Below are 24,064 nucleotides of genomic sequence, written 5' to 3'. Positions count from 1 at the left end.
TGCTTCCAGATCAGATTCTTGGGGTCAGGCCGTCCGACAGGCTCAGGCGATAGGCCCGCCAGGCCGGCAAGAGGCTGGCCACCAGTCCGGCCAGCACGGTCCAGAGCAGCAATTGTAATTCGCCGGCCGCCGGCCATGCCGGTCGCAGGGCGATGCCGAACTGCTCGGCCAGCATCGGCCCGAGCACCCAGATCAGACCGCTCAGCAGCAACAGGCCTGCCAGCACGCCGCACAGCATCACGCCCAGGCCCTCCACGCAGAGCAGCCACAACACGTCCAGCGGACGCGCCCCGACCGAGCGCAGGATGGCCAGCTCACGCCGCCGCTCGCCCAGGCTGGCCAGGATCGCTGCCACCAGCCCCGCCAGGCCGACCACTACCACCATGCCCGAAACCACCAGCAAGGCATTCTCGCCGATGCCGACCACGTCCCAGAGCTGGTCCAGCGCCACCCCCGGCAGCACGGCCATGAGGGGCTCCTTGAAGCCGTCGCCGTCGGCAATGGCGCGCTGCACGGCGAAGACCCGCGCGCGGCTCTTCAGGCCCACCAGTACGGCGGTGATGCTGGTCGGGGTGAGGTCGAATTTCTTCACGAATTCGGCCGGGATATGCACACCCGGCAAGGGCGCGCCCCCTTCCCAGTCGAGGTGGATGGCCTGCATGCCGTCCAGGCCGATATGCACCGTGCGGTCCACCGGGGTGCCGGTGCGCGCCAGGATGCCTACCACCTTGAAGGGTTTGTCGGCGTGCTGGGTCAGGCCCATGCCGCCCATGCCGTGGGCCAGGATGATGACGTCGCCCAGGTGATAGTGCAGTTTCTCGGCCACATCGGCCCCCAGCACGGCATCGAAGACGCCGGTAAAGGGCCGTCCCTTGGCCAGCACCAGGGATTGACCGCTGCCATAACGGAAATGCGTGAAGTAATCGCCATTGGTGGCCAGTACCGGGAAGCCACGGTGCGAATCGCCCAGCGAGATCGGGATGGTCCAGGCCACCGCCGGATTGCGGGCCAGGGTCTGGGCACTGTCCCAGCCCATGTTGTTGGTGGCACCGCCGATGCGGAAGATGGCGTACAGCATCAGCTGGATCGGACTGGTGCGGGCGCCGACTACCAGGTCGGTACCGGATACCGATTGCGAGAATCCGGCCCGCACTTCATGGCGTACCCGTTCGATGCCCAGCAGCATGGTGGTGGACAGGGCAATGGCCAGCAGCATCAGGCCCAGCGTGAACCGCCGGTTCCAGGCGCTGTGCGCGGCCAGGCGCAGGAGCAGCTTCATGCGGCCTCCTCGGGACGGGCAGCCTCGTTGAGCTGTTCCAGTGCGATGCGGCGCTCGAAACGTACGGCCAGGCGCTGGTCGTGGCTGACGAAGACCAGCGCCGCGCCGCTTTGTGCGCACTCGCGCTGCAGCAGGTCGAGGAAGGCTTGCTGGCGGTCGCTGTCCAGGGCCGAGGTCGGCTCGTCGGCAACGATGATCTCCGGCCGGCCGATCAGCGAGCGCGCCGCCGCTACCCGCTGTTGCTGGCCGATGGACAGTTGCGTCACGGGACGCGACCACAGCGACGGCGCCAGGTCCAGCGCGCTCAGCAGGGATTGCGCCACGCTCTTGAGATCGGCGCCCTGCTGCGCGGCGCGCGCCTTGCGGTAGGCCGAGAACTGGCAGGGCAGCAGCACGTTGTCGAGGATGGAAAGATAAGGCAACAGGTTGAACTGCTGGAAGATGAATCCGATGTGATCCACCCGGAAGCGGTCGCGCTGTGCCGCCGACAGCGTATGGAAGGGCTGCCCCAACGCTTCCACGGTGCCGGCCTGGGGCACGATGATGCCGCCGATGGCCGCCAGCAGGGTGCTCTTGCCGCTGCCGCTGGGGCCGCTGACGAAGACATGTTCACCAGGCGCCACCTGGAAATGCGGCAACACCAGCGCCGGATGCGCCTGGCCGGGCCAGGTAAAGCGCAGGTCGCGCATGGCAATCGCGGCGACCGGGGAAGAACGTTCAGGAATAGTCATGACAACATGAAGGAAAATCGCAGAAGCGCCAGGACGTGACTTTACCGCCGATCATAGCGCCGGTGCCTGTCAGTGGCCTGACTGGCGCGCCGGGGAACCGGCCCCGGCGGCCCCCGGCATCAGTTCATGGGGATCAGTGCGCTGCCCGGCACCAGTTGTGCCGCGCCTTGCTTCTTGGGGGTGACCAGTTGCACGTCGATACGGTGGAAGCCCGGGAAGGCCGCAAACAAGCCGCTCACATCCACCGTGGCGAGCGCGCCGGGGCTGGCGCATACCAGGGTGAAGTCGCCGTCGAGGTCGGCATGGCCATCGGTGGGGGCCGCTTCGCTGCTGGCGGACGTCTTCTCGCCCAGCAGGGCGGGCGGCAGCACGGCGGACTCCAGCTGCACCTCGGCCGGCTTGCACTGGGCGGCGGCGTCGGTGGCGAACATGCGGTTCACATCACGCAGGTTCTTCACGGCTGCGCGCACCGTGTCCTTGTCCTTGCCGCTGTTGGCCGCGTGTTCGAAGCCGACCAGATTGATCAGCGGGCTGTCCAGGTGCAGGGTCAGGGTATTGCCTTCCAGTGCCACGTCCAGCTTGCCCACTCCATGCACGTGGGCGGGATGGTTGCCGTGCTGGTCATGGCCTTCACCAGCCGCCAGCACGGGCAGGCTGGCCAGCGACAACAGGACGAGAGGAATCAGTCGAAACGATGGACGGGATCGGAACATGGGCGGCTTTCTTGTGCTTGTTGTAAAGAGAATTCAAAGGGGGGAGCGGCAAGTCGACAACGCTGGAAGACAGACTGCAAACATGGGCTGAAGATCCGCCGTCCGTCCGGCATTGTGCCCCGGACAACGGTCGGATTTGCAGTGTTGTTACATTCTGCAACAGGGTTGCATTATAATGCCTGCTTTCCCTGTTTCTGCAACTCGGTTGCGCCCAAGGGCGAGTACGCCGAAACCAGCGCTGCTGGCCGCGCTGTCCGGTGCCCGTGTTGCTTCTTTTCAGATTGCCTGCCGTGTCGTTTTTCTCTCGAATCCTCATGAAACAAGGCGTGCTCGCCAGTCCCTGGTGGCAGCGCGTGCTGGCCGTCGTGCCCGTGGTCCTGCTGTTGTGGCTGGGTGTGCACTGGGCGCTGGGGGAGGGCTGACATGGATGCCGCCATCTCTCTGGACAACCTGACGGTGAGCTATCGTCGCCATCCGGCCTTGCACCACGTCAACGGCGCCTTTGCGCGCGGCTCGCTCACGGCCATCGTCGGCCCCAATGGTGCCGGCAAGAGCACTCTGCTCAAGACCATGCTGGGCCTGGTACGCTGCAATGACGGTCGCGTCCATACGCACGTGGATGCCCGTCGCATCGCCTACCTGCCGCAGCAGGCCGAGATCGACCGCAGCTTCCCCATCACCGTGATCGATTGCGTGCTGCTGGGCTACTGGCAGGCCAAGGGCAACTGGGGCGCCATCGACGCCGCCATGCGCCAGCGCGCGGTGCAGGCGCTCACGGCGGTCGGGCTGGACGGCTTTTCGGCGCGCCCGGTCTCCAGTCTTTCGGTGGGCCAGTTCCAGCGCGTGCTGTTTGCCCGCATCCTGCTGCAGGATGCCGAGGTGATCCTGCTCGATGAACCCTTCAATGCCATCGATGCCCGCACCACCGGCGACTTGCTGCGCATCATCTCGGCCTGGCACGCCGAGCGCCGTACCGTGATCGCGGTGCTGCACGACCATGACCAGGTGCGTCGCGCCTTCCCGCAGACCCTGCTGCTGGCGCGCAACGTGGTGGCCTGGGGGGACACCGCGGAAGTGATGTGCGAAGAGAATCTGCAACGTGCCCGCGCCATGGCCGAGGCGGTGGATGAACATGCGGGCGTGTGCGAGGTGAGCGAAGCCGAGGTGCTGGCCCTGTCGAGGATGCACGAACATGCGCACGATCATTCACATGCGCATTCGCACACGCACCCGGCTGCCACCCCGGGAGGCCAGTCATGAGCGCACTCTCGACCCTGCAGGCCCTGGCGATAGCGCCGTTCCAGGAATTTTCCTTCATGCGCCGCGCTCTGGTGGCCGCCTTTGCCCTGGCGCTGGGCAGTGCGCCCCTGGGCGTGCTCTTGACCTTGCGCCGCATGAGCCTGTTCGGCGAAGCCCTGAGTCACGCCGTGCTGCCGGGCGTGGCGGTGGGGTTCATCTTCTTTGGCCTGTCGTTGCCGGCCTTGTCCATTGGCGGCTTTGCCGCCGGTGTGCTGGTGGTGGCCGTGGCCGGCTGGATCAGTCGTCATACCGAACTCAAGGAAGACGCCAGCCTGGCCGCCATCTACGTGGTGGCCCTGGCGCTGGGTGTGATCCTGATCTCGCGCCACGGCACCCAGCTCGATCTGCTGCACATCCTGTTCGGCAATGTGCTGGGCGTGGACAGCCAGGGGCTGGTGCTCATTGCGGGCGTGGCCAGTGCCAGCGTACTGGGCATCGCCGCGCTCTATCGCGGGCTGCTGCTGGAGAGCTTCGATCCTTCCTACATGGCCGTGGGGGGCGGGCGCAGCGGCGGGGCGATCTACCAGCAGGTGTTTCTGATGCTGGTGGTGATGAACCTGGTGGCCTCCTTCCAGACCATGGGCACATTGATGGCGGTGGGCCTGATGATGCTGCCGGCGGTCTCGGCGCGACTGTGGCACGACACCTTGCCGGCCCAGCTGTGCAACAGCGTCCTGCAGGCGATGCTGGCCGGCTATGCCGGGTTGCTGATCTCGTATTACGCCTCGGTGCCTTCCGGCCCCGTCATCATCGTCTGCGCCGGCGTGCTGTATGCCGCCTCGCTGCTGTTGGCCCCACGCGGCTGGCTACCGCGCCTGTTGCGGCGGCCGCATCTGCAGGCGTGAGGCTTCGGTTTTTCTGTCTTTTTCCGCGTTCTTCCGTTTCTCTTTCCCCGGAGTGTTCATGAAACTGTTTCGTCCCCTCTCAGCGCTGCTGGCCGCTCTGGCCCTGGCAGCGAGCCTGCCGGCGCTTGCTGCCGAGCGCATCCCGGTGCTGGCCAGCTTCAGCATCCTGGGCGACGTGGTCGCCAATGTCGGCGGTGATCGCGTCGCCGTCTCCACCCTGGTCGGCCCGGATGAAGATGCCCACGTCTTCCAGCCGGCCCCGGACGACATTAAGGCGGTCTCGCGCGCCAAACTGATCGTGGTCAATGGCCTCGGTTTCGAAGGCTGGATGGATCGGCTGGCGCAATCGGCCAACTACCGCGGCCCCATCGTGGTGGCCTCGGCCGGCATTCAGGCGCGCGAGCGCGTGGGAGAGGACGAAGAGAGCCATGACCATGAGCATCACGGCAAGGATGACCCGCACGCCTGGCAAGACCCGCAGAACGTGATCGTCTACACCCGCAACATCGTCACTGCCCTGGCCAAGCTGGACCCGGCCGGCGCTGCGATCTACCGCAAGAATGGCGAGGCGTACATCAGCAAGCTGCAGGACCTGGATGCCTGGGCTGCGCGCCAGTTCAGCCAGATCCCGGACGCCAAGCGCAAGGTCATCACCTCGCATGATGCCTTCGAATACTTTGGTGCCCGTTACAAGGTGCGCTTCCTGGCGGCCCAGGGCGTGTCCACCGACAGCGAACCCAGCGCCCGCGACATCGCCACCCTGATCCGCCAGATCCGCAGTGAAAAGATCAAGGCCCTGTTCTTCGAGAACATGAGCAATCCCAAGCTGCTGCAGCAGATCGCCCGTGAATCCGGCACCGCGCCCGGTGGCAAGCTGTATGCCGATGCGCTCTCCAAGCCGGATGGCCCGGCACCGGACTACCTCTCGCTGATGCGCTACAACATCACGCAATTGCTGGAAAAGATCCGCCTGAACTAAGACCGCCCGAATCGCGTATGCTGGTGGCCCCGCGCCGTCGCCCTGACGGCGTCTGTCATCTTGCACAGGAGAATTCCCGCATGAGCACCGTTACCGTCGTCGCCATCATCACCGCCAAGCCCGGCCAGCGTGAAGCGCTGCTGGCCATCGCCCGTGCCAACCTGGCCGCCGTGCGCGCCGAGGCTGGCTGCATCGAATATGGACTGGTGGTGGATGTGGATGGCTTCGGTCCCAACCAGGCGCCGATGGGGCCGGATACCTTCGCCTTCGTCGAGAAGTGGAAGGATGAAGAGGCGCTGCGCCTGCACTTCACCCTGCCGCACATGACCGACTACCGCGAGAAGTCCAAGGGCCTGATCGCGGATCGCAAGGTGCATGTGCTCAAGTCGGCGGACTGATCCTCGCCGCTTTCGTCCCCGTGCGCGACGCGGGGACGGACTCCCTCAGTATTCGCCAGGGAAATCCGCCGGCCAGGTCTGCTGCGGATCGAACGACGATGCCTGGCCCATCTGCTTCAACCACGTGATGAAGGTCTTCAGTGCCGGATTGGTGTCGGCGCTGCTGCGATAGAGCATGTGGTAACCCTCTCCGTGCAGCACGATCTCCGGAAACAGCCGCACCAGCCGGCCTGCGGCCAGGTCGTCATCGACCAGCGCCAGCGTGCCCATGCCCACGCCCTGGTCAGTAGCCGCCGCTTGCAGGCTCAGGAAGGAATGTTCATACACCGTCCCCGGCATCTTGCGCCGCACCGCCACCCCGGCCTTGGCCAGCCACTGCGACCACGCCGCCGACCGGCTGGAGAGGTGGATCAGCGGCACCTCCACGAAATCGCGCGGCACCCGGATCGGGTGCGTCTCCAGAAAGTGCGGCGAGGCCAGCGGCACCGATACGTCATCCAGGAAGCGCACGCAGTCATAGCCGCTGCGCTCCAGCGGGCTGCGCCAGATGATGACGTCGAAAGGATCCTTCACATCCTCGAAATACTCCGACATGGTGGTGGTGACACGAACCTCGATGCGCGGATTGTCGATCTGGAACTGCGACAGGCGCGGAATCAGCCAGCGCATCGCCACCGAGGGCGCGGCGATCATGCGCACCACGCGGCTCTTGCCGGCCAGCGACAGCTGTTCGGCCGCCAGGGCGATGCGGTCCAGGCTGGCCTTGACCTCGGCATAGAAGGCCAGAGCCGCTTCCGTGGGTTCCACACCACGCGACTGGCGTAAAAACAACGGTTGTTCGAAATATTCTTCCAGCGTTTTGATCTGCTGGCTGACCGCACTATGGGTGATGAACAGTTCATGGGCTGCCAGCGTCAGACTCCGCGTCCGGACTGCCGCTTCGAACACCTTGAGGGCCTTGAGCGGGGGTAGGGATGACGACATGCTGTAAGAAAAACTTATAGTGGTGACGGAAAATGTTGCTTTGCAAAAGCCGGGGGCGACCTTATTCTTCAATCACCCAAACGTCAAACAGAAGGAATTCATCGTGAACAACGTCAGTATATTGGTAAAAGATGCCGGTTTTTCTAACAATTTGCGCTCCCTGGTCGAGCTGGTGAAGTTTGCCGTCCAGCAAGTCATCTCTGCCCACGCCTTGAAGCCGGTGCGCAATGATGCTGCCGAGCTGAACGACGCCGCCTACTTCGAAGGTGTGACCGATCACTTCGAGATGGAAGTGCGCCTGCGCCAGCTGGACCACAGCCACCTGCACGCCGTCTGGAAGCTGCAATCGCAGATCTGAGCGCCGTCGCGGCAAGCTTCATGCAGTACCGCAGTAGCTGAAATATCTTGTATGACCAGGCCTGATGCGCCTGAAGACGATGATGAAGAGACCGGCTCCGCCCGCCCGGGGCCGCAACAGGCAGCCAGCAGTCGCCCACAGAGGCAGACCCTGCCACCGCATCGGCCGGCTTGATCCGGCACTCTCTGCAGTTTCCGTAGTATCCGCAACGGCGGCCTCCTGGCCGACAGCGCCCCCAGCATGGTCAGGCGCACGCTGCGTTGAAATCCCTCATCCCCGCTGTTGCGGGGATTTGTCGTTTACCGGTGTCTGCTCTCTGGAAGACAGGTCAGCTTGAGCTGCACGGACATTTTCTTCTTAACAAAAATGACATCGCGCGGTAGTGCAGCGCTGCTATATTTGTTACGGGGAAAAGAAAGATGTTGCTGTTCTTGTAAGTTCCGCTTCATTGCTTCTACCAGGGGAGTCCATCATGTTGTCTTCACTTCGCGCCCGGCTGATCGTCATTTGCGTACTCATCGTAGCGGTGGCCATGATTGTTCTCAGTGCTGCCAACATCTATACCGTTCGCAGCGATACGCTCAGCGCCATTTCCACCCAGACCCGCCAGCTCACCGAAAGCCACGCCGCCAACATCACCGAGTGGGTGCGCAGCAAGCGCATCATCACCGGCGCAATGAAGCAGGCCCTCAAACAGAGCGATGTCCTGCCCATCGTCGCGGCGGTCCAGGAGGCCGGCTCTTTCGACGATGCCTACATCGGCTACCCCGACAAGCGCATGCTGGCCTTGCATCCGATGCCGGCCGGTTATGATCCGACCGCGCGGCCCTGGTACAAGCAGGCGGTCGAGGCCGGCAAGCCGGTCCTGACGGCACCCTATGTGGACGCCACCACCGGCAAGCTGGTGGTGACCTTCGCCGAGCCGGTCATCGACAAGGGGAGCTTGCAGGCGGTGCTGGGCTCGGACGTGCAGCTGGACAACGTGGTGCGCACCGTGGCTGGCATCAAGCCCACGCCGTCCAGCTTCGCCTTCATCGTCGGCAAGGATGGCCTCATCATCACGCACCCCAACAAGGAGCTGGCCTTGAAGCCGGTCTCGGCGCTCGACCAGAATCTGTCGGCTGCCTCATTGGCCGGGATGAAGCAGGGCGGCCGTGCCACCATCGGCGGGCTGCCCTATCTGCTGTTTACGCAACCCATCGACAACACCGACTGGTCGCTGGTGGTGGCGCTGGATTACGGTGAGGCCACCCATGCCATTTCCGCCCTGATGGCGCTGGCAGTGGTGCTGGCGGTGGCAGCCATTGTGGCGGCCGCGGTACTGCTGAGCTACACCATCACACGCCTGCTGCGCCGCCTGGGCGTGGTGCGCAATGCCATGGACGAGATCGCCTCGGGCGACGGCGACCTCACGCGCCGCCTCGACACCAGCGGCAAGGATGAACTGGCGCAGATCTCGCGCGCCTTCAATCACTTTGCCGACAAGATCTCGCGGACCTTGCTCGATATCCGGCGCGCCAGCGAGTCTGTGAAGGTTTCTTCCAGCGAGATCGCCAGCGGCAACATGGACCTGTCCGCCCGCACCGAGCAGCAGGCGGGTTCGCTGGAAGAGACCGCCTCGGCCATGGAAGAACTCACCTCCACCGTGAAGCAAAACGCCGACAATGCCCGCCAGGCCAACCAGCTGGCGGTGTCGGCCTCGGACGTGGCGGTGCATGGCGGCACCGTGGTGGGCCAGGTGGTCAGTACCATGAGTTCCATCAATGAGTCTTCCCGCAAGATCGTCGACATCATCAGCGTCATCGACGGCATCGCCTTCCAGACCAATATCCTGGCCTTGAACGCCGCCGTGGAAGCGGCCCGTGCCGGTGAGCAGGGGCGCGGGTTTGCGGTGGTCGCTTCCGAAGTGCGTTCGCTGGCGCAGCGCTCGGCCACGGCTGCCAAGGAAATCAAGCAATTGATCGATGACTCGGTGCAAAAGGTGGAAGCTGGCAGCCAGCTGGTGGCGCAGGCCGGCTCGACCATGGATGAAGTGGTCTCCAGCGTGCGCCGGGTGACCGACATCGTCGGCGAGATCAGTTCGGCCAGCCAGGAGCAGAGTACCGGCATCACCCAAGTGGGCAATGCGGTCACCCTGATGGATGAAGCCACCCAGCAGAATGCGGCCCTGGTGGAACAGGCGGCAGCCGCAGCCAAATCCCTGCAGGAGCAGGCGGCGCACCTGGCCGCCGTGGTGGCCGGATTCAAGCTGGATGAAAGTGGCGGGTCCGCGGCAACGACGCCGCCACCGGTGCCTCATCCTGCTGCGCAGCCCGCTGCGGCGCCGCGTCCTGCACCGCTCAACATCACGCCCAAGCCGGTGCCCCTCAAAGTCAAGCCTGCCACCAAGCCCGCACTGCCTGCCGAGCCGGCGCCACCTGCCGCCCCGAAGGCAGCGCCCAAGAGCGGCGGGGGCGACGACTGGGAAGAGTTCTGAACGAGCAAGGGCGAAGCGGGCCGGTTCAGGCCCGTTTCTTCAGCAGCTGCATGGGTGCAAACAGTTGCTGCATGCCGCTGTGCTCGATGAAGCTGAGATTGTAGGGATGCTCGGCCACCGCACGCGGGAAGGACGCCAGCAGTGGCAGGCCGCTCAGCTGTTCGGCGATCTTGCCCCACAGGACCAGCGTGGGCAGGGGCTTGCCTTGCGCCTGGCCATGCTCGGCCAGGGAGCGCAATATCGTCTCGAAGAACGGTTTCCAGCCCCTGGCATCCTTTACCGGCGCCACGTGCGTGCGGAACACCAGGCTGGCATTGAGCAGCAGGAAACCTTGCGCGGTGAGGTTGTCCTGCAGGTCGGCCAGGGTCTGGATGCTGCCCGAGCCCGGCGCCAGTGCGCGGGCCGAGATACCCGCGAGCGCGTCGCCACTGGTCTGGCCAGCCTGTAGCGCGCCGTCGGCAACCAGCAGCATCTTCATGAAATTGCGCAGGGAGGTGGCGCGATTGACCTGTTTGGACAAGCCCTTTTCCGACCACAGTGAACCGACTGCGCCATCCATGAAGCACACGCCGGTCGCGCTGGCTGCGCGCGGGTACGGACCTTCGCCGACCAGCACGTAGCGCACCTGGCTCATGGGCTGCGTGAAGGCAGCAAACAGGCGGCCTTCCGTGGGCAGGTAATCATCCTGCGCGAGGGCGGGGAGGTAGGCCGGATCGGCTTGCCGGATCGCCTCCAGGCCGGCGCGCAGGGCGGCATGCCAGGAGGGATGGGCGGTGTGGATCAGGTCCAGCAGGGCAGCGGGGAGGGCGGAAACGGAAGACATGAAAGGGGAGGCAAACGGCCATATCGATAAAGTGGCGGCATTGTATACCGCCCGACCAGCCTCCCCGCAGGATCAGGCCACCGCCGAATCGCTGCCCGATGCACCGAAAAGCTGCTGCTTCAACAGTTGCAACTGGTCGCGCGCGGCGGCGGCCTTCTCGAACTCCAGGTTCTTGGCGTGTTCCTGCATCTGCTTTTCCAGGCGCTTGATCTCCTTGCTGATCTGCTTCTCGCTCATGGATTCGTAGTTCTTCTTCTCCTCGGCCACCATCATTTCGGTGCGCGCCTGGGCCGGGTTGAAGATGCCGTCGATCAGTTCGCGGATCTCCTTCTTGATGCCGGTCGGCACGATGCCATTGGCCTGGTTGAAGGCCACCTGCTTGGCGCGGCGGCGTTCGGTCTCGGTGATGGCCTTGTGCATGGAATCGGTTACCACATCGCCATAGAGGATGGCCATGCCGTTGAGGTTGCGGGCGGCGCGGCCGATGGTCTGGATCAGGCTGCGCTCGGAACGCAGGAAGCCTTCCTTGTCCGCATCCAGGATGGCCACCAGCGAGACTTCGGGAATGTCCAGACCCTCGCGCAGCAGGTTGATGCCGACCACCACGTCGAAGGTGCCCAGGCGCAGGTCGCGGATGATTTCCACACGCTCGACCGTATCGATGTCGCTGTGCAGGTAGCGCACCTTGATGCCGTTGTCGGAGAGGAATTCGGTCAGCTGCTCGGCCATGCGCTTGGTCAGCGTGGTCACCAGCACGCGTTCATCCTTGGCGATGCGGTCGTTGATCTCCTGCATCAGATCGTCCACCTGGGTGGTGGCCGGACGCACGGCGATGATGGGGTCCACCAGACCGGTCGGGCGAACCACCTGTTCCACCACCTGGTCGGCGTGGGTGTTTTCATAGTCCGCCGGGGTGGCCGAGACGAAGATGGTTTGGCGCATCTTCTTCTCGAACTCGTCGAACTTCAGAGGGCGATTGTCCAGCGCCGAGGGCAGGCGGAAGCCGTAGTCCACCAGGTTCACCTTGCGCGCGCGGTCGCCGTTGTACATGCCGTTCAGCTGGCCGATCAGCACGTGCGATTCGTCCAGGAACATGATGGCGTCCTTGGGCAGGTAATCCACCAGCGTCGGCGGCGGGTCGCCCGGCTTGGCGCCGGAGAGATGGCGCGAATAGTTTTCGATGCCTTTGGTGAAGCCGATCTCGGTCATCATCTCGATGTCGAAGCGGGTGCGCTGTTCCAGTCGCTGTTCTTCGATGAGCTTGTTTTCCTTGCGGAAGAATTCCAGGCGCTCGGCCAGTTCTTCCTTGATGGTTTCGATGGCGCGCAGTACGGTCGAGCGCGGCGTCACGTAGTGCGAACCGGGATAGATGGTGAAGCGCGGGATCTTCTGGCGTACGCGGCCCGTCAGCGGATCGAACAGTTGCAGGCTGTCGATCTCGTCGTCGAAGGTCTCGATGCGCACGGCCAGTTCGGCATGTTCGGCAGGGAAGACATCGATGGTGTCGCCGCGCACGCGGAAGGTGCCGCGTCCGAAGTCCACTTCGTTGCGGGTGTACTGCATCTGGATCAGGCGGGCGATGACGTCGCGCTGCGAGACCTTGTCCTTGGCGCGCAGGGTCAGGATCATCTGGTGGTATTCATTCGGGTTACCGATACCGTAGATGGCCGAGACAGTCGCCACGATCACCACGTCGCGCCGTTCCATCAGCGACTTGGTGCAGGACAGGCGCATCTGCTCGATGTGCTCGTTGATCGAGGAATCCTTCTCGATGAACAGGTCGCGCTGGGGGACGTAGGCTTCGGGCTGGTAGTAGTCGTAGTAGCTGACGAAATATTCCACCGCATTGTGCGGGAAGAACTCGCGGAACTCGCTGTAGAGCTGTGCCGCCAGTGTCTTGTTGGGGGCAAACACGATGGCCGGTCGGCCCAGGCGGGCAATCGTGTTGGCCATGGTGTAGGTCTTGCCCGAGCCGGTCACGCCCAGCAGGGTCTGGTAGAACAGGCCGTCGTGGACGCCCTCGACCAGCTTGTCGATGGCTGCCGGCTGGTCGCCCGCCGGGGGGAACACCTGGTAGAGCTTGAAGGGCGAGTCGGGGAAGGTGACGAACTTGCTCTCGTCCAGCTCGGTATTGATGGGGGTCAGTTCAGCCATGGTTGGGGTTGCCTTTGTCGCGCGAGTTCCGATGGGCCGCCACGGTGCAGGATAGCGCGGCAGTGCCCGCAGACAGGGCATTGCACACAGGCAAGGTGGTGGCGTGAATATTCATCAAATGCTGCCAGGATGTGTAAGTTCAAGACGTAATCCGTACCGGCGCGTCTGGCAAAACCGGACGCAAAACGGCGTCAGCGGGCAGCTCATCCATAGGGGGAGGGCGGCTGGCGCGGTAGGGGTCATGTCGATTGAACATGGTTTCATGCAGATTCAGCAGGCATTTGAGCCAGTCTGTGTCTGTGATTGGCGATCCACATTTGTTAGAATGCAGTGTTGCAAAAAGGTGCACATCCGAATCTCTCCCTGTGCACCCATTTCCTTCTGCAGCGCTTTGTTGCAGCTAACTTTTCATGTTATCACGATGAACGCACCTGTCTCCGCCTCCCTGTTTTCCGCCATCGAAATGGCGCCGCGCGACCCCATCCTGGGCGTGACCGAAGCCTACAACGCCGACCAGAACCCGGCCAAGACCAACCTGGGCGTGGGCGTGTACTACGACGACAACGGCAAGGTCCCCCTGCTGGAATGCGTGAAGAAAGCCGAGGCGGAACTGGCAGCCAAGCTGGCCCCGCGTACCTACCTGCCCATCGACGGCCTGGCCACCTATGACCGCGCCGTGCAGGAGCTGGTCTTCGGCGCCGGCAGCGCCGTGGTCACCGAGAAGCGTGCGATCACCGTGCAAGCTCTGGGCGGTACCGGTGCCCTGAAGCTGGGTGCCGACTTCCTCAAGCACTTCTCGCCGGCCGGCACCGAAGTCTGGATCAGCGATCCGAGCTGGGAAAACCACCGTGCCCTGTTCGAGATGGCCGGTTTCAAGGTCAACGCCTATCCCTACTATGATCCGGCCACCCGCGGCGTGAACTTCGCCGGCATGCTGGAGGCCTTGAAGACCATGAAGACCGGCTCGGTCGTGCTGCTGCACGCCTGCTGCCACAACCCGACCGGCGCCGACCTGACCGACGACCAGTGGACCCAGGTCATCGAAGTGGTGACCTCGCGCGGCCTGGTGCCCTTCCTGGACATGGCCTACCAGGGCTTTGGCGACGGCATTGCCGAAGACGGCCAGGTGGTGCGCCGCTTCGCTGAAGCCGGTGGCCCGCTGTTCGTGTCGAACTCCTTCTCCAAGTCCTTCTCGCTGTATGGCGAACGCGTGGGCGCGCTGTCCATCGCTGCGGCCAGCGCCGAAGAAGCGGCCCGCGTGCTGTCGCAACTGAAGCGCGTGGTGCGTACCAACTACTCCAACCCGCCGATCCACGGTGGCCAGGTGGTCGCCACCGCCCTGGCATCGCCCGAACTGCGCAAGCTGTGGGAAGACGAACTGGCCGAGATGCGCGTACGCATCCGCGAAATGCGTCAACTGCTGGTGGCCAAGCTGAAGGAAAAGGCGCCCGGCCATGACTTCGATTTCGTCATCAAGCAGCGCGGCATGTTCTCCTACTCCGGCCTGACCAAGGCCCAGGTCGAACGCCTGCGCAACGAGTTCTCGATCTATGCCGTCGACACCGGTCGCATCTGCGTGGCGGCACTGAACACCAAGAACATCGACGTGGTGGTCGACGCCATTGCCAAGGTGCTGTAAGGACCTGCGCGCCCCTCTTTCGGAAGAGGGGCGCGTGGGGGCCTTTCTCCTATGAGAAACGTCCTTTTCCCTGAAAAAAGTTTTGACATGAAATAAAAATCACGTCATAATCTTTTTCTCAGCTGTTCCCTGATAGCTCAGTCGGTAGAGCGACGGACTGTTAATCCGCAGGTCCCTGGTTCGAGTCCAGGTCGGGGAGCCAAAGAATGCGAAGGCCTCGCAAGTGATTGCGGGGCCTTTTCAATTAGTGTGAGGCTGCTTGTTTGGTCTCGCGCAAAAGAGCGGCAGGGCTATGCCGCCACGATGCAGAACGATGTAAAAAATTTTCGTTTTACACTCTGGTAAATCTGAAAAAAATCGTTCATAATCGCGCCCTCAATTGATCCCTGATAGCTCAGTCGGTAGAGCGACGGACTGTTAATCCGCAGGTCCCTGGTTCGAGTCCAGGTCGGGGAGCCAGAATACGAAAGCCTCGCAAGTTTCTTGCGGGGCTTTTTTGTTTTTGGCCCTGCCAGGCATCACCTCTGCTTGCTTGTGCTCAAATTTAGCGCAATTGAGCTAGAATTGAGCGCATGAGCACCCTCAGCGACGCCCTTTTCTCCAAATCCATCCAAGCCATTCTCGGCCAGCTGTTCCTGCGGCCGGAAGGGATGCACCTGCGCGCACTGATGAGCCGCACCGGCATCAGTTCTGCGTCGGCTCAGCGCGAGCTTGGCAAGTTGACCGAGGCCGGCCTGTTGTTGCGGGAAGAGGTGGGGCGCGTCTTGCTCTACAAGCCCAATCCGGACTCTCCAATTTTTTCGGAACTGAGCGCCATTATTCGCAAGACCTTTGGCGTCGCCGATACCATCAAGGCTATGCTGCTGCCTTTTTCGGAACGCATCGAGCGCGCCTTCCTTTATGGCTCGGTTGCCAAGGGTTTGGATACGGCGGCCAGTGACATTGATTTGCTGGTGCTGGCGGATGACCTTGGCAGTGCCGATCTCTACCCCGAGCTGGTGGCGCTGGAGGCAAGACTGGGCAGGAAGATTTCCCTGACGGTGTATCGCCCCGCTGAATTCCGGAAAAAGATCGCGGCACGGAATCATTTTCTGGTTTCCGTGATGGCTGGTCCGAAAATCGAATTGATCGGAGCACAGGATGGGGCGCAATGAGCTTGAAAATCTCCTCAGGTTGGGGCAACTGAAGCCGGAGCCTCCTTCGGCGGCCGAAATCGATACCCATCTCCAAAGTGGCCGGGATCGGCTCAAAGATGCCTCGGCACCAGGTCTTTCATTATCCGGCCGTTTCCTCCTCGGCTACAGCGCGGCGTATGCGTTCTCGCTGGCCGCCTTGCGGCGCCAGGGTTTCCGGCCGCCAGCCGCTATGTGGTGTTCCAGTGCCTGCCTCACACGCTGGAGGTCGGTCCCGACGTCTGGCGCTTGCTCGCACGGGCGCATGATGTTCGCAATGGCTTTGAATACGAAGGCAGTGACGAGGTGACTGAAGATCTCGGCCTGCAAGTGATTCGCTGCGCTGAGGTGCTGGAACGCCTGTCGTGATTGCCCGGCTGCCCATTCAGAGGCATGTGCCCATCCCGGCGCCGCAATCGCTGCTAGAATCGGCATCCCCCCGACCAGCCAGGACTTTCCCATGAGCGACCCGATTCGTCTGACCCAATACAGCCATGGCGCCGGTTGCGGCTGCAAGATTTCACCGCAGGTGCTGGAGGTCATCCTCGCCGGCAGCGGCGCCCAGCATCTCGATCCCAAACTATGGGTAGGCAATGCCTCCCGCGATGATGCGGCCGTCTATGCCATCGATGACGAGCGCGGCGTGGTCTCCACCACCGATTTCTTCATGCCCATCGTCGATGATCCCTTCGACTTCGGCCGCATCGCCGCCACCAATGCCATCAGCGATATCTACGCCATGGGCGGTGATCCGCTCATGGCCATCGCCATCCTCGGCTGGCCGGTCAACGTGCTGCCGCCGGAAGTGGCGCGCGAAGTCGTGCGCGGTGGCCGCGCGGCCTGCGATGCGGCCGGCATCCCGCTGGCTGGTGGTCATTCCATCGATGCCCCGGAACCCATCTTTGGCCTGGCCGTGACCGGTGTGGTGGAGAAGCGCCACATGAAGCGCAACGACACCGCCAGCGCCGGTTGCCTGCTGTACCTCACCAAGCCGCTGGGCATCGGCATCCTCACCACCGCCGAGAAGAAGGGCAAGCTGCGCCCTGAAGACGTCGGCACGGCACGCGACTGGATGTGCCAGCTCAACCAGCCCGGCAGCCGCTTCGGCAAGCTGGCGGGCGTGGCTGCGATGACGGATGTGACCGGCTTCGGCCTGTTGGGCCATCTGGTGGAAATGTGCGAAGGCAGCGACGTGAGCGCACGCATCCAGCACGCGCGGGTGCCCAGCCTGCCGGGCGTACCTTATTACCTGGCCGAAGGCTGCGTGCCGGGGGGTACCGGACGCAATGTCGAGAGCTATGGCAGCAAGATCAGTCCGCTCAGCGAAGCCCAGAAGAATCTGCTGTGTGATCCCCAGACCAGCGGCGGCCTGCTGGTGGCAGTGCGGCCCGAAGCCAATCCGGAATTTCTCGCCACCGCCGCTGCGCTGGGGCTGGAACTGGCGCCTATCGGCGAACTGGTGGAACGACAGCGTTACGCGGTCGAGGTGCTTTGATGGCCGATCTGCAGCCCAGCCGTGAACTGTTCCTCGCCGATACGCCCATGCTGGATGCAAGGGCGCCGGTGGAATTCGGCAAGGGCGCCTTTCCGACCGCCGTGAACCTGCCGCTGATGAACGATAGCGAGCGCCATCAGGTCGGCCTGCGCTACAAGGAAGCGGGCCAGCAGTCGGCCATCGAACTGGGCCATCAACTGGTCAGCGGATCAGTCAAGGAGGAACGCATCGCCGCCTGGGCGAAGTTTGCACGGGCGCATCCGCAAGGCTGCCTGTACTGCTTCCGGGGCGGGCTGCGCTCGCAGATCACCCAGCAATGGTTGAACAGTGAGGCTGGTATCGCCTATCCGCGCGTGGCCGGCGGCTACAAGGCGCTGCGGCACTTCCTGATGCAAGCCATCGACCAGGCTTTGGCCGAATGCGCCTTCGTGGTGGTGGGGGGCATGACCGGCAGCGGCAAGACCGACGTGCTGCTGCAGCTGGACAATGCCCTGGACCTGGAAGCCTACGCCAATCATCGCGGCTCCAGTTTCGGCAAGCGCGCCAGCCCGCAGCCTGCGCCCATCGACTTCGAGCACCGCCTGGCCATTGCCCTCATCAAATTGCAGGCGCAAGGTCACCACTGGTTCGCGCTGGAAGACGAGAGCCGCCTGATCGGCGCCTGCGCCTTGCCGCTGGCCTTGCACCAGCGCATGCAGAGCCTGCCCATGGTATGGCTGGAAGACAGCCGGGAAGGGCGCGTTGAGCGCATCCTGCGCGATTACGTCAGTGGCTTGTGCGAGGAGTACGTGACGCTGGACCCGCGCCACGGTTTTGAACGCTATCGCGCCCATCTGCTGGCCGCGCTCGGCAAGCTGGTCAAGCGCCTGGGCGACCAGCGCTACCGCCGCCTGCTGCAGATGATGGAAACGGCGCTGGCGCGCCAGGAGAAAGACGGCGTGGTCGACTTGCACCGTGCCTGGATCGATGCCTTGCTGGCCGAATACTACGATCCCATCTATGCCTTCCAGCGCGAGTCCAAAGGCTCGCGCCTGCTCTTCGCAGGGAAGCAGACCGAGGTGGTCGACTTCCTGCGGCAGTATCGTCCCTGAGCCTGCTTACAGCATTACAGCAGCACCACGGCCACCATCCCGCTGACCGCGCCGATCAGGATGGTCAGCAGCGTGACGGTGGTCAGTACCTTGGGCGTGAAGGAGGTGCGCAGCATCAGCAGCGAAGGCAGGCTGATGCTGGGCAGGGTCATCAGCAGCGCCACGCCGGGGCCCACGCCCATGCCCAGGGACAACATCGATTGCACGATGGGGATTTCGGCCGCCGTGGGAATCACGAACAGCGTGCCCACCACCGCCAGCGCCACGATCCACAGCAGGCTGTTGCCCATGCCGGCATCCACCTGCGGGAACAGCCACACCCGCGCTGCGCCCAGCGCCAGCACCACCACGATGTAGACCGGCATGGTGGTCCAGAACAATTGCCACAGCTTGCTGGCCCAGCGGACCAGGAAGTGACGTCCATCGTCCATCGGTTCGTATTCGGCAGCGGCCACCGCATCCAGTGCCGCCTGCGGCAGTGTTTCGGCTTGCGCCACGCGCTGCGCGATCAGCGACACGCCCACCACCAGCAGCACACCGGCCACCAGTCGCAGCGCAGCGAAGTCCCAGCCCAGTACGAATCCCATGAACACCAGCGTGGCCGGATTGAGCACCGGGTTGGCGATCCAGAACGCCAGCGCGGCGCCGACCGAGACCTGCTGACGGCGCATGCCCGCCACCACCGGGGCGGCGCAGCAGGTGCACATCATGCCCGGCAGGGCGAACAGCCCGCCGCGCAGCGTCGAGCCCAGGCCGGCGCGGCCGAACACGCGCAGCAGCCAGTCGCGCGGCACCAGCACCTGCACCAGCGAGCCCAGCAACACGCCCAGTACGGCGGCTTTCCAGATGGCCAGGAAGTAGACGCCGGCATATTCCAGCGCCGCCGACCACGGTGCGGCCGGTGCATTGCCCAGGATGGATGCGCCGATGCTGTGCTTGTCGGCGGCCACGAAGGATTTCAGATAGTAGGGCGACCACTTGACGTAATAGAGGCCGATGGCGGCCACCAGGACGAACAACAGCGGCTTGAGCCAGGCGGAATTGCCGCGCGAGATGGTGGAAGAGGGTGTCATGGGAAATCTTGGCGAAATGAAGAGTCCGCGCATGATACCTGCGCCGCGCCGCTTCGTCAGCGCGGCGAAGGGACAGGTCATACAACGTCCCCCCCCCCGACGCAATAGCTCCATGCCCACCGCACGAGAACGATCGTACCGGGCGCATTCAGCGCTTGCGTCCGGTTGGCGTCCTGCTATACTGCGCTTGCTGTTGTATGACGTCTTATAACAACCCTATTCAAAGCACAACAATACGCCAAGAGACCCGCCCAGCAGGCTCCACGCCAGTACGTCCGTGTTCCCGCGGCGTCTGTGCGCAGCCGGTGGGCGGCACGGATGGCGAGAGACCTGGAGAATTCAATTGGCGCAAAGCAACACCACCGGCGGCGCTGGGGCGGTCAAGCCCACCCATATCCGCTATCTGATCCTGTTCCTGCTGTTCGTCGTCACCACGGTCAACTACGCTGATCGTGCCACCTTGTCCATCGCCGGGTCGGCGATGAAGACCGAACTGTCGCTGGACCCGGTGACCATGGGCTACATCTTCTCGGCCTTCAGCTGGGCCTACGTGCTGGCACAACTGCCGGGCGGCTGGCTGCTGGACCGCTTCGGCTCCAAGAAGATCTACATGTGGAGTATCGCCCTGTGGTCTTTCTTCACCTTCCTGCAGGCCGGTGTGACCTGGATGAGCACGGCTTCGGCCGTGATCGCGCTGTTCCTGCTGCGCTTCATGGTGGGCTTGGCCGAGGCACCGTCCTTCCCGGCCAATGGTCGCATCGTCGCGGCCTGGTTCCCGACCAAGGAGCGCGGCACCGCCTCGGCCATCTTCAATTCGGCGCAATACTTCGCAGCCGTGATCTTCACGCCGCTGATGGCCTGGATCGTGCACAGCTACAGCTGGCATCACGTCTTCACCGTCATGGGCGTGGTCGGTATCCTGCTGGCGATGGTCTGGGGCCGGGTCATCTACAGCCCCAAGGATCATCCGCGCATCAACCAGGCCGAACTGCAGCACATCGAATCCGGTGGCGGCCTGGTCGACATGGACAACAGGAAGGTCGCCGCTCCCTCCACCAAGGGCAAGGGATATATCCGCCAGTTGCTGTCCAACCGCATGCTGCTGGGCGTGTACATCGGCCAGTACTGTATCAACGTGATTACCTATTTCTTCCTGACCTGGTTCCCGGTGTATCTGGTGCAGGAGCGTGGCATGTCCATTCTCAAGGCCGGTTTCGTGGCCTCGATCCCGGCGGTGTGCGGCTTCATCGGTGGCGTGGTCGGCGGCCTGATCTCGGACCGTCTCATCAAGAGCGGCATGTCGGTCACCTGGTCGCGCAAGATCCCCATCGTGGGCGGCATGTTGCTGTCGATGACCATGATCCTGTGCAACTACGTCGAGGCGCAGTGGATGGTGGTGGGCATCATGGCCCTGGCTTTCTTCGGCAAGGGCGTGGGCGCGCTGGGCTGGGCCGTGGTGGCCGATACCGCACCCAAGCAGATCGTGGGCCTGTCCGGTGGCCTGTTCAACATGTTCGGCAACGTGGCCGGCATCACCACCCCCATCGTGATCGGTTACATCGTCAAGCAAACCGGTTCCTTCGCCGGTGCCCTGGTGTTCGTGGGCATCAATGCGCTGGTGACCGTGATCAGCTATCTTGTGATCGTCAAGGAAATCAAGCGCGTCGAACTCAAGGACGCCTGATCCGCCTTGTCGGCGGCCGCTCCGGCAGTGGCCGCCTTTTTCATTCAATTGCAGCATTCTGTCGTTTTGGGACTTAGCATGAGCACCGATACCGTCGCCAGCCAGGCATTCACTCCGCGTTACATCATGATGAACGACACTGACAATGTCGCCATCGTCGTCAATGACGGCGGCCTGCCCGCCGGCACCGTGTTCCCCGACGGTCTGACCCTGGTCGACCGCGTGCCCCAGGGGCACAAGATCGCCCTGCGCGACCTCAAGCAGGGCGAAGCCATCGTGCGCTACGACGTGGCCATCGGCTATGCCGTGCGTGATATTCCCAAGGGCAGCTGGATCGAGGAATCGCTGGTGCAGATGCCGCCGGCGCGCGAACTCGACAACCTGCCCATCGCCACCAGGAAACCGGCGCCGCAGCCGCCGCTGGAAGGCTATACCTTCGAGGGCTACCGCAATGCCGATGGCTCGGTGGGCACGCGCAACCTGCTGGCCATCACCACCACCGTGCAATGCGTGGCCGGCGTGGTGGAACATGCGGTCAAGCGCATCCGCGCCGAGCTGCTGCCCAAGTATCCCAATGTGGAAGATGTGGTGGCGCTGGAGCACACCTACGGTTGCGGCGTGGCCATCGATGCGCCCAATGCCGGCATCCCCATCCGCACCCTGCGCAACATCAGCCTGAACCCCAACTTCGGCGGCCAGGCCATGGTGGTCAGCCTGGGCTGCGAAAAGCTCCAGCCCAACCGCCTGCTGCCGGAAAACATGATCCCCATCCACAAGGCCGGTGAACCCTATGTGGTCTGCCTGCAGGATGCGGAACACGTCGGTTTCAACTCCATGATCGATTCCATCATGACCATGGCCGAGGCACGCCTGACCGAACTGAACAAGCGCCGCCGCGAAACCTGCCCGGCCTCGGACCTGGTGGTCGGTGTGCAGTGTGGCGGCAGCGATGCCTTCTCCGGTGTGACGGCCAATCCGGCGGTGGGCTTTGCCACCGACCTGCTGGTGCGCGCCGGGGCGTCGGTGATGTTCTCGGAAGTGACCGAGGTGCGTGACGGCATCGACCAGCTGACCTCGCGCGCCGTCAATGAGGAAGTGGCCCAGGCCATGATCCGCGAGATGGACTGGTACGACAATTACTTGAAGCAAGGCGGCGTGGACCGCAGCGCCAACACCACCCCCGGCAACAAGAAGGGCGGTCTGGCCAACATCGTCGAGAAGGCCATGGGTTCCATCGTCAAGTCCGGCTCCAGCCCGATTTCGGGCGTGCTCGCGCCGGGCGACAAACTTCAGCAGAAGGGCCTGATCTACGCCGCCACCCCGGCCTCCGACTTCATCTGCGGCACCTTGCAGCTGGCCGCCGGCATGAACCTTCATATCTTCACCACAGGCCGTGGTACGCCCTATGGCCTGGCGGCCGTGCCGGTCATCAAGGTCGCCACCCGCAACGATCTGGCGCGACGCTGGCATGACCTGATGGATGTCAATGCCGGACGCATCGCCAGCGGCGAAGCCACCATCGAACAGGTCGGCTGGGAACTGTTCCAGCTGATGCTGGACGTGGCCAGCGGCAAGAAGCGCACCTGGGCCGAACAATGGAAGCTGCACAACGCACTGACCCTGTTCAACCCGGCGCCGGTGACCTGATGCCATCCTCCCTTGGGACCTGCTTGCGGGTCCTTTTTTTTTCCTTTCACATACCAACAACAACGTTGATCCGCCAGGAGACCGCATGAGCAGCCCTGTTTCCCCATCCTCTTCCCGTCTTGCCACCTTCATCGCCACTTCCGCCCTCAGTCTGGCCACCGGCTACGCCCATGCGGCCACCGTGGCCTATGTCTCCAACGCCGACAGCCAGGACATCTATGTGCTCAGGCTCAATGGCGACGGCAGCGTCAATCTGATCGAGCAGGTCGATACCGGCAGCACCGTGATGCCGCTGGCCATCAGCCCGGACCACCGCTTCCTGTATGCCTCCCTGCGAGGCCAGCCTTATTCGGTCGTCAGCTATGCCATCGATCCCCGCAGCGGCAAGCTCAAGGTCCTTTCCAAGGCGCCGCTGGCCGACAACATGGCCAACATCGCCACCGACCGCAGCGGCCGCTATCTGCTGGCGGCGTCCTACTCGGGCAACAAGATCTCGGTCAATGCGATCGCCAGCGACGGCACCGTGCAGGCGCCGCCGCTGGCTGTGATCCCGACCGGGAAGAACGCCCACTCGGTGCAGGTCGATCCGGCCAATGCCTTCGTCTTCGCCAGCAACCTCGGCAGTGACGTGATCCTGCAGTACCGCTTCGATGCGGCCACCGGTGCGCTCACGCCCAATACGCCGCCCTCCGTGGCTACCAGGGCCGGTGCGGGGCCGCGCCACTTCGTGTTTTCGCCGGACCAGCGTTTCGTCTATTCGACCAATGAGCTCGATGCCACCGTCAACACCTACGCCTATGACCGTCGCGCCGGGACCCTGACCCTGCAGGGCAGTGATTCGGCCTTGCCGGAAGGCTTCAAGACCAGCGAGCAACTGGCGGCGGCCGACCTGCACCTGACCCCCGATGGCCGCTTCCTCTATGCCAGCGAGCGTACCTCCAATACGCTCACCGGCTATCGCGTGGACCTGGCCAGCGGCAAGCTCACGCGCATCCTCAACATTCCCACCGAAACCCAGCCGCGCGGCTTCAACATCGATCCGCAGGGGCGCTATCTGCTGGCGGTCGGCCAGAAGGCCGGACTGACCAGCTACGCCATCAACCATGACAGCGGCGCCCTGACCCCGCTCTTCCGCTATACCCTCGGACGCAACCCGAACTGGGTCGAGATCATCGACCTGCCGGCAGCCCCCTGATCCCTGGTTGCTGATTTCTTCAGTATTCA

Annotated in this window: 20 protein-coding genes and 2 tRNA genes; 15 read left to right on the top strand and 7 right to left on the bottom strand. The window is 63.6% G+C overall.

Annotated elements, in window-relative coordinates; genetic code table 11:
• Positions 1-10: 10 nt before the first annotated feature.
• From GWL_RS12155 to GWL_RS12145, 3 genes are all read right to left on the bottom strand, one after another.
• Positions 11-1,279: an FtsX-like permease family protein gene (locus tag GWL_RS12155; protein WP_008330430.1), complete on the bottom strand. Its 1,269-nt coding sequence runs from the start codon at positions 1,277-1,279 to the stop codon at positions 11-13.
• A complete protein-coding gene (locus GWL_RS12150; protein WP_008330423.1) occupies positions 1,276-2,010 on the bottom strand; it encodes an ABC transporter ATP-binding protein in 735 nt (244 codons plus the stop codon). The genes GWL_RS12155 and GWL_RS12150 overlap by 4 nt, the downstream gene beginning before the upstream one ends.
• Before the next feature lie 119 nt (positions 2,011-2,129).
• Positions 2,130-2,723, bottom strand: coding sequence for a DUF2796 domain-containing protein (locus GWL_RS12145; RefSeq protein WP_034350485.1), 594 nt, complete (start codon positions 2,721-2,723; stop codon positions 2,130-2,132).
• A 423-nt stretch (positions 2,724-3,146) separates the two neighbouring features.
• On the opposite strand from GWL_RS12145, the gene GWL_RS12140 reads away from it, so the two are divergent.
• From GWL_RS12140 to GWL_RS12125, 4 genes are all read left to right on the top strand, one after another.
• Positions 3,147-3,983 carry a metal ABC transporter ATP-binding protein gene (locus tag GWL_RS12140; protein WP_008330417.1) on the top strand — a complete coding sequence of 279 codons (837 nt, stop codon included), beginning with the start codon at positions 3,147-3,149 and terminating at the stop codon, positions 3,981-3,983.
• Complete coding sequence (locus GWL_RS12135) at positions 3,980-4,867, top strand: metal ABC transporter permease (RefSeq protein WP_008330415.1); 888 nt, start codon at positions 3,980-3,982, stop codon at positions 4,865-4,867. Before GWL_RS12140 ends, GWL_RS12135 begins: the two co-directional genes overlap by 4 nt.
• A 58-nt stretch (positions 4,868-4,925) precedes the next feature.
• The gene (locus GWL_RS12130) at positions 4,926-5,846 is read left to right on the top strand and encodes a metal ABC transporter substrate-binding protein (protein ID WP_008330413.1); all 921 of its coding nucleotides are present in this window, start codon (positions 4,926-4,928) and stop codon (positions 5,844-5,846) included.
• A gap of 80 nt (positions 5,847-5,926) precedes the next feature.
• Complete coding sequence (locus GWL_RS12125) at positions 5,927-6,244, top strand: putative quinol monooxygenase (RefSeq protein ID WP_008330411.1); 318 nt, start codon at positions 5,927-5,929, stop codon at positions 6,242-6,244.
• Positions 6,245-6,289: 45 nt separating this feature from the next.
• On the opposite strand, the gene GWL_RS12120 is transcribed toward GWL_RS12125, so the two are convergent.
• Positions 6,290-7,228, bottom strand: a complete 939-nt coding sequence (locus GWL_RS12120) for a LysR substrate-binding domain-containing protein (RefSeq protein WP_034350484.1) — start codon at positions 7,226-7,228, stop codon at positions 6,290-6,292.
• A 103-nt stretch (positions 7,229-7,331) separates the two neighbouring features.
• On the opposite strand from GWL_RS12120, the gene GWL_RS12115 reads away from it, so the two are divergent.
• Positions 7,332-7,586, top strand: coding sequence for a hypothetical protein (locus GWL_RS12115; RefSeq protein WP_034350705.1), 255 nt, complete (start codon positions 7,332-7,334; stop codon positions 7,584-7,586).
• A gap of 472 nt (positions 7,587-8,058) precedes the next feature.
• Complete coding sequence (locus tag GWL_RS12110; RefSeq protein WP_008330405.1) at positions 8,059-10,062, top strand: methyl-accepting chemotaxis protein; 2,004 nt, start codon at positions 8,059-8,061, stop codon at positions 10,060-10,062.
• A gap of 25 nt (positions 10,063-10,087) precedes the next feature.
• Here GWL_RS12110 and GWL_RS12105 read toward each other — a convergent pair whose 3' ends face one another.
• Positions 10,088-10,885 (bottom strand): uracil-DNA glycosylase, encoded by a 798-nt coding sequence (locus tag GWL_RS12105; RefSeq protein WP_008330392.1) that lies wholly within the window; start codon positions 10,883-10,885, stop codon positions 10,088-10,090.
• A gap of 72 nt (positions 10,886-10,957) precedes the next feature.
• Positions 10,958-13,039, bottom strand: coding sequence for an excinuclease ABC subunit UvrB (uvrB, locus tag GWL_RS12100; protein WP_008330391.1), 2,082 nt, complete (start codon positions 13,037-13,039; stop codon positions 10,958-10,960).
• A 421-nt stretch (positions 13,040-13,460) separates the two neighbouring features.
• On the opposite strand from uvrB, the gene GWL_RS12095 reads away from it, so the two are divergent.
• The 6 genes from GWL_RS12095 (at position 13,461) to mnmH (ending at position 18,436) form a co-directional block, all read left to right on the top strand.
• Positions 13,461-14,678 carry an amino acid aminotransferase gene (locus tag GWL_RS12095; protein WP_008330389.1) on the top strand — a complete coding sequence of 406 codons (1,218 nt, stop codon included), beginning with the start codon at positions 13,461-13,463 and terminating at the stop codon, positions 14,676-14,678.
• A gap of 126 nt (positions 14,679-14,804) precedes the next feature.
• Positions 14,805-14,880 (top strand) — tRNA-Asn (locus GWL_RS12090).
• 181 nt (positions 14,881-15,061) lie between these two features.
• A tRNA-Asn gene (locus tag GWL_RS12085) sits at positions 15,062-15,137 on the top strand.
• A 113-nt stretch (positions 15,138-15,250) separates the two neighbouring features.
• On the top strand, positions 15,251-15,832 hold the full coding sequence (locus GWL_RS12080; RefSeq protein WP_008330388.1) for a nucleotidyltransferase domain-containing protein: 582 nt from the start codon (positions 15,251-15,253) through the stop codon (positions 15,830-15,832).
• A 478-nt stretch (positions 15,833-16,310) separates the two neighbouring features.
• On the top strand, positions 16,311-17,345 hold the full coding sequence (gene selD / locus GWL_RS12070; protein WP_008330375.1) for a selenide, water dikinase SelD: 1,035 nt from the start codon (positions 16,311-16,313) through the stop codon (positions 17,343-17,345).
• Entirely contained in the window at positions 17,345-18,436 is a 1,092-nt protein-coding gene (mnmH, locus tag GWL_RS12065; protein ID WP_008330374.1) for a tRNA 2-selenouridine(34) synthase MnmH, read from the top strand. The genes selD and mnmH overlap by 1 nt, the downstream gene beginning before the upstream one ends.
• Before the next feature lie 14 nt (positions 18,437-18,450).
• Here the strand turns inward: mnmH and GWL_RS12060 are convergent, their stop codons facing one another.
• Positions 18,451-19,509 (bottom strand): permease, encoded by a 1,059-nt coding sequence (locus tag GWL_RS12060; protein WP_034350702.1) that lies wholly within the window; start codon positions 19,507-19,509, stop codon positions 18,451-18,453.
• A gap of 343 nt (positions 19,510-19,852) precedes the next feature.
• Between GWL_RS12060 and GWL_RS12055 the strand changes: the two genes are divergently transcribed.
• From GWL_RS12055 to GWL_RS12045, 3 genes are all read left to right on the top strand, one after another.
• On the top strand, positions 19,853-21,193 hold the full coding sequence (locus GWL_RS12055; RefSeq protein WP_008330369.1) for an MFS transporter: 1,341 nt from the start codon (positions 19,853-19,855) through the stop codon (positions 21,191-21,193).
• A 78-nt stretch (positions 21,194-21,271) separates the two neighbouring features.
• Positions 21,272-22,840, top strand: coding sequence for a galactarate dehydratase (gene garD, locus GWL_RS12050; RefSeq protein WP_008330366.1), 1,569 nt, complete (start codon positions 21,272-21,274; stop codon positions 22,838-22,840).
• A gap of 85 nt (positions 22,841-22,925) precedes the next feature.
• The gene (locus GWL_RS12045) at positions 22,926-24,035 is read left to right on the top strand and encodes a beta-propeller fold lactonase family protein (RefSeq protein WP_008330365.1); all 1,110 of its coding nucleotides are present in this window, start codon (positions 22,926-22,928) and stop codon (positions 24,033-24,035) included.
• Positions 24,036-24,064 lie beyond the last annotated feature (29 nt).

The sequence above is a fragment of the Herbaspirillum sp. GW103 genome (genome assembly GCF_000261365.1).
Classification (GTDB): Bacteria; Pseudomonadota; Gammaproteobacteria; order Burkholderiales; family Burkholderiaceae_D; genus Herbaspirillum.
Note: the sequence above shows the minus strand (reverse complement) of the source record. Positions and strands in the feature narration are given on the sequence as shown.

Excerpts from the sequence above, each read along its gene's own strand:
- GWL_RS12155 (WP_008330430.1), bottom strand. The coding sequence starts at position 1,279 with ATGAAGCTGCTCCTGCGCCTGGCCGCGCACAGCGCCTGGAACCGGCGG.
- GWL_RS12150 (WP_008330423.1), bottom strand. The coding sequence starts at position 2,010 with ATGACTATTCCTGAACGTTCTTCCCCGGTCGCCGCGATTGCCATGCGC.
- GWL_RS12145 (WP_034350485.1), bottom strand. The coding sequence starts at position 2,723 with ATGTTCCGATCCCGTCCATCGTTTCGACTGATTCCTCTCGTCCTGTTG.
- GWL_RS12140 (WP_008330417.1), top strand. The coding sequence starts at position 3,147 with ATGGATGCCGCCATCTCTCTGGACAACCTGACGGTGAGCTATCGTCGC.
- GWL_RS12135 (WP_008330415.1), top strand. The coding sequence starts at position 3,980 with ATGAGCGCACTCTCGACCCTGCAGGCCCTGGCGATAGCGCCGTTCCAG.
- GWL_RS12130 (WP_008330413.1), top strand. The coding sequence starts at position 4,926 with ATGAAACTGTTTCGTCCCCTCTCAGCGCTGCTGGCCGCTCTGGCCCTG.
- GWL_RS12125 (WP_008330411.1), top strand. The coding sequence starts at position 5,927 with ATGAGCACCGTTACCGTCGTCGCCATCATCACCGCCAAGCCCGGCCAG.
- GWL_RS12120 (WP_034350484.1), bottom strand. The coding sequence starts at position 7,228 with ATGTCGTCATCCCTACCCCCGCTCAAGGCCCTCAAGGTGTTCGAAGCG.
- GWL_RS12110 (WP_008330405.1), top strand. The coding sequence starts at position 8,059 with ATGTTGTCTTCACTTCGCGCCCGGCTGATCGTCATTTGCGTACTCATC.
- GWL_RS12105 (WP_008330392.1), bottom strand. The coding sequence starts at position 10,885 with ATGTCTTCCGTTTCCGCCCTCCCCGCTGCCCTGCTGGACCTGATCCAC.
- uvrB (WP_008330391.1), bottom strand. The coding sequence starts at position 13,039 with ATGGCTGAACTGACCCCCATCAATACCGAGCTGGACGAGAGCAAGTTC.
- GWL_RS12095 (WP_008330389.1), top strand. The coding sequence starts at position 13,461 with ATGAACGCACCTGTCTCCGCCTCCCTGTTTTCCGCCATCGAAATGGCG.
- GWL_RS12080 (WP_008330388.1), top strand. The coding sequence starts at position 15,251 with ATGAGCACCCTCAGCGACGCCCTTTTCTCCAAATCCATCCAAGCCATT.
- selD (WP_008330375.1), top strand. The coding sequence starts at position 16,311 with ATGAGCGACCCGATTCGTCTGACCCAATACAGCCATGGCGCCGGTTGC.
- mnmH (WP_008330374.1), top strand. The coding sequence starts at position 17,345 with ATGGCCGATCTGCAGCCCAGCCGTGAACTGTTCCTCGCCGATACGCCC.
- GWL_RS12060 (WP_034350702.1), bottom strand. The coding sequence starts at position 19,509 with ATGACACCCTCTTCCACCATCTCGCGCGGCAATTCCGCCTGGCTCAAG.
- garD (WP_008330366.1), top strand. The coding sequence starts at position 21,272 with ATGAGCACCGATACCGTCGCCAGCCAGGCATTCACTCCGCGTTACATC.
- GWL_RS12045 (WP_008330365.1), top strand. The coding sequence starts at position 22,926 with ATGAGCAGCCCTGTTTCCCCATCCTCTTCCCGTCTTGCCACCTTCATC.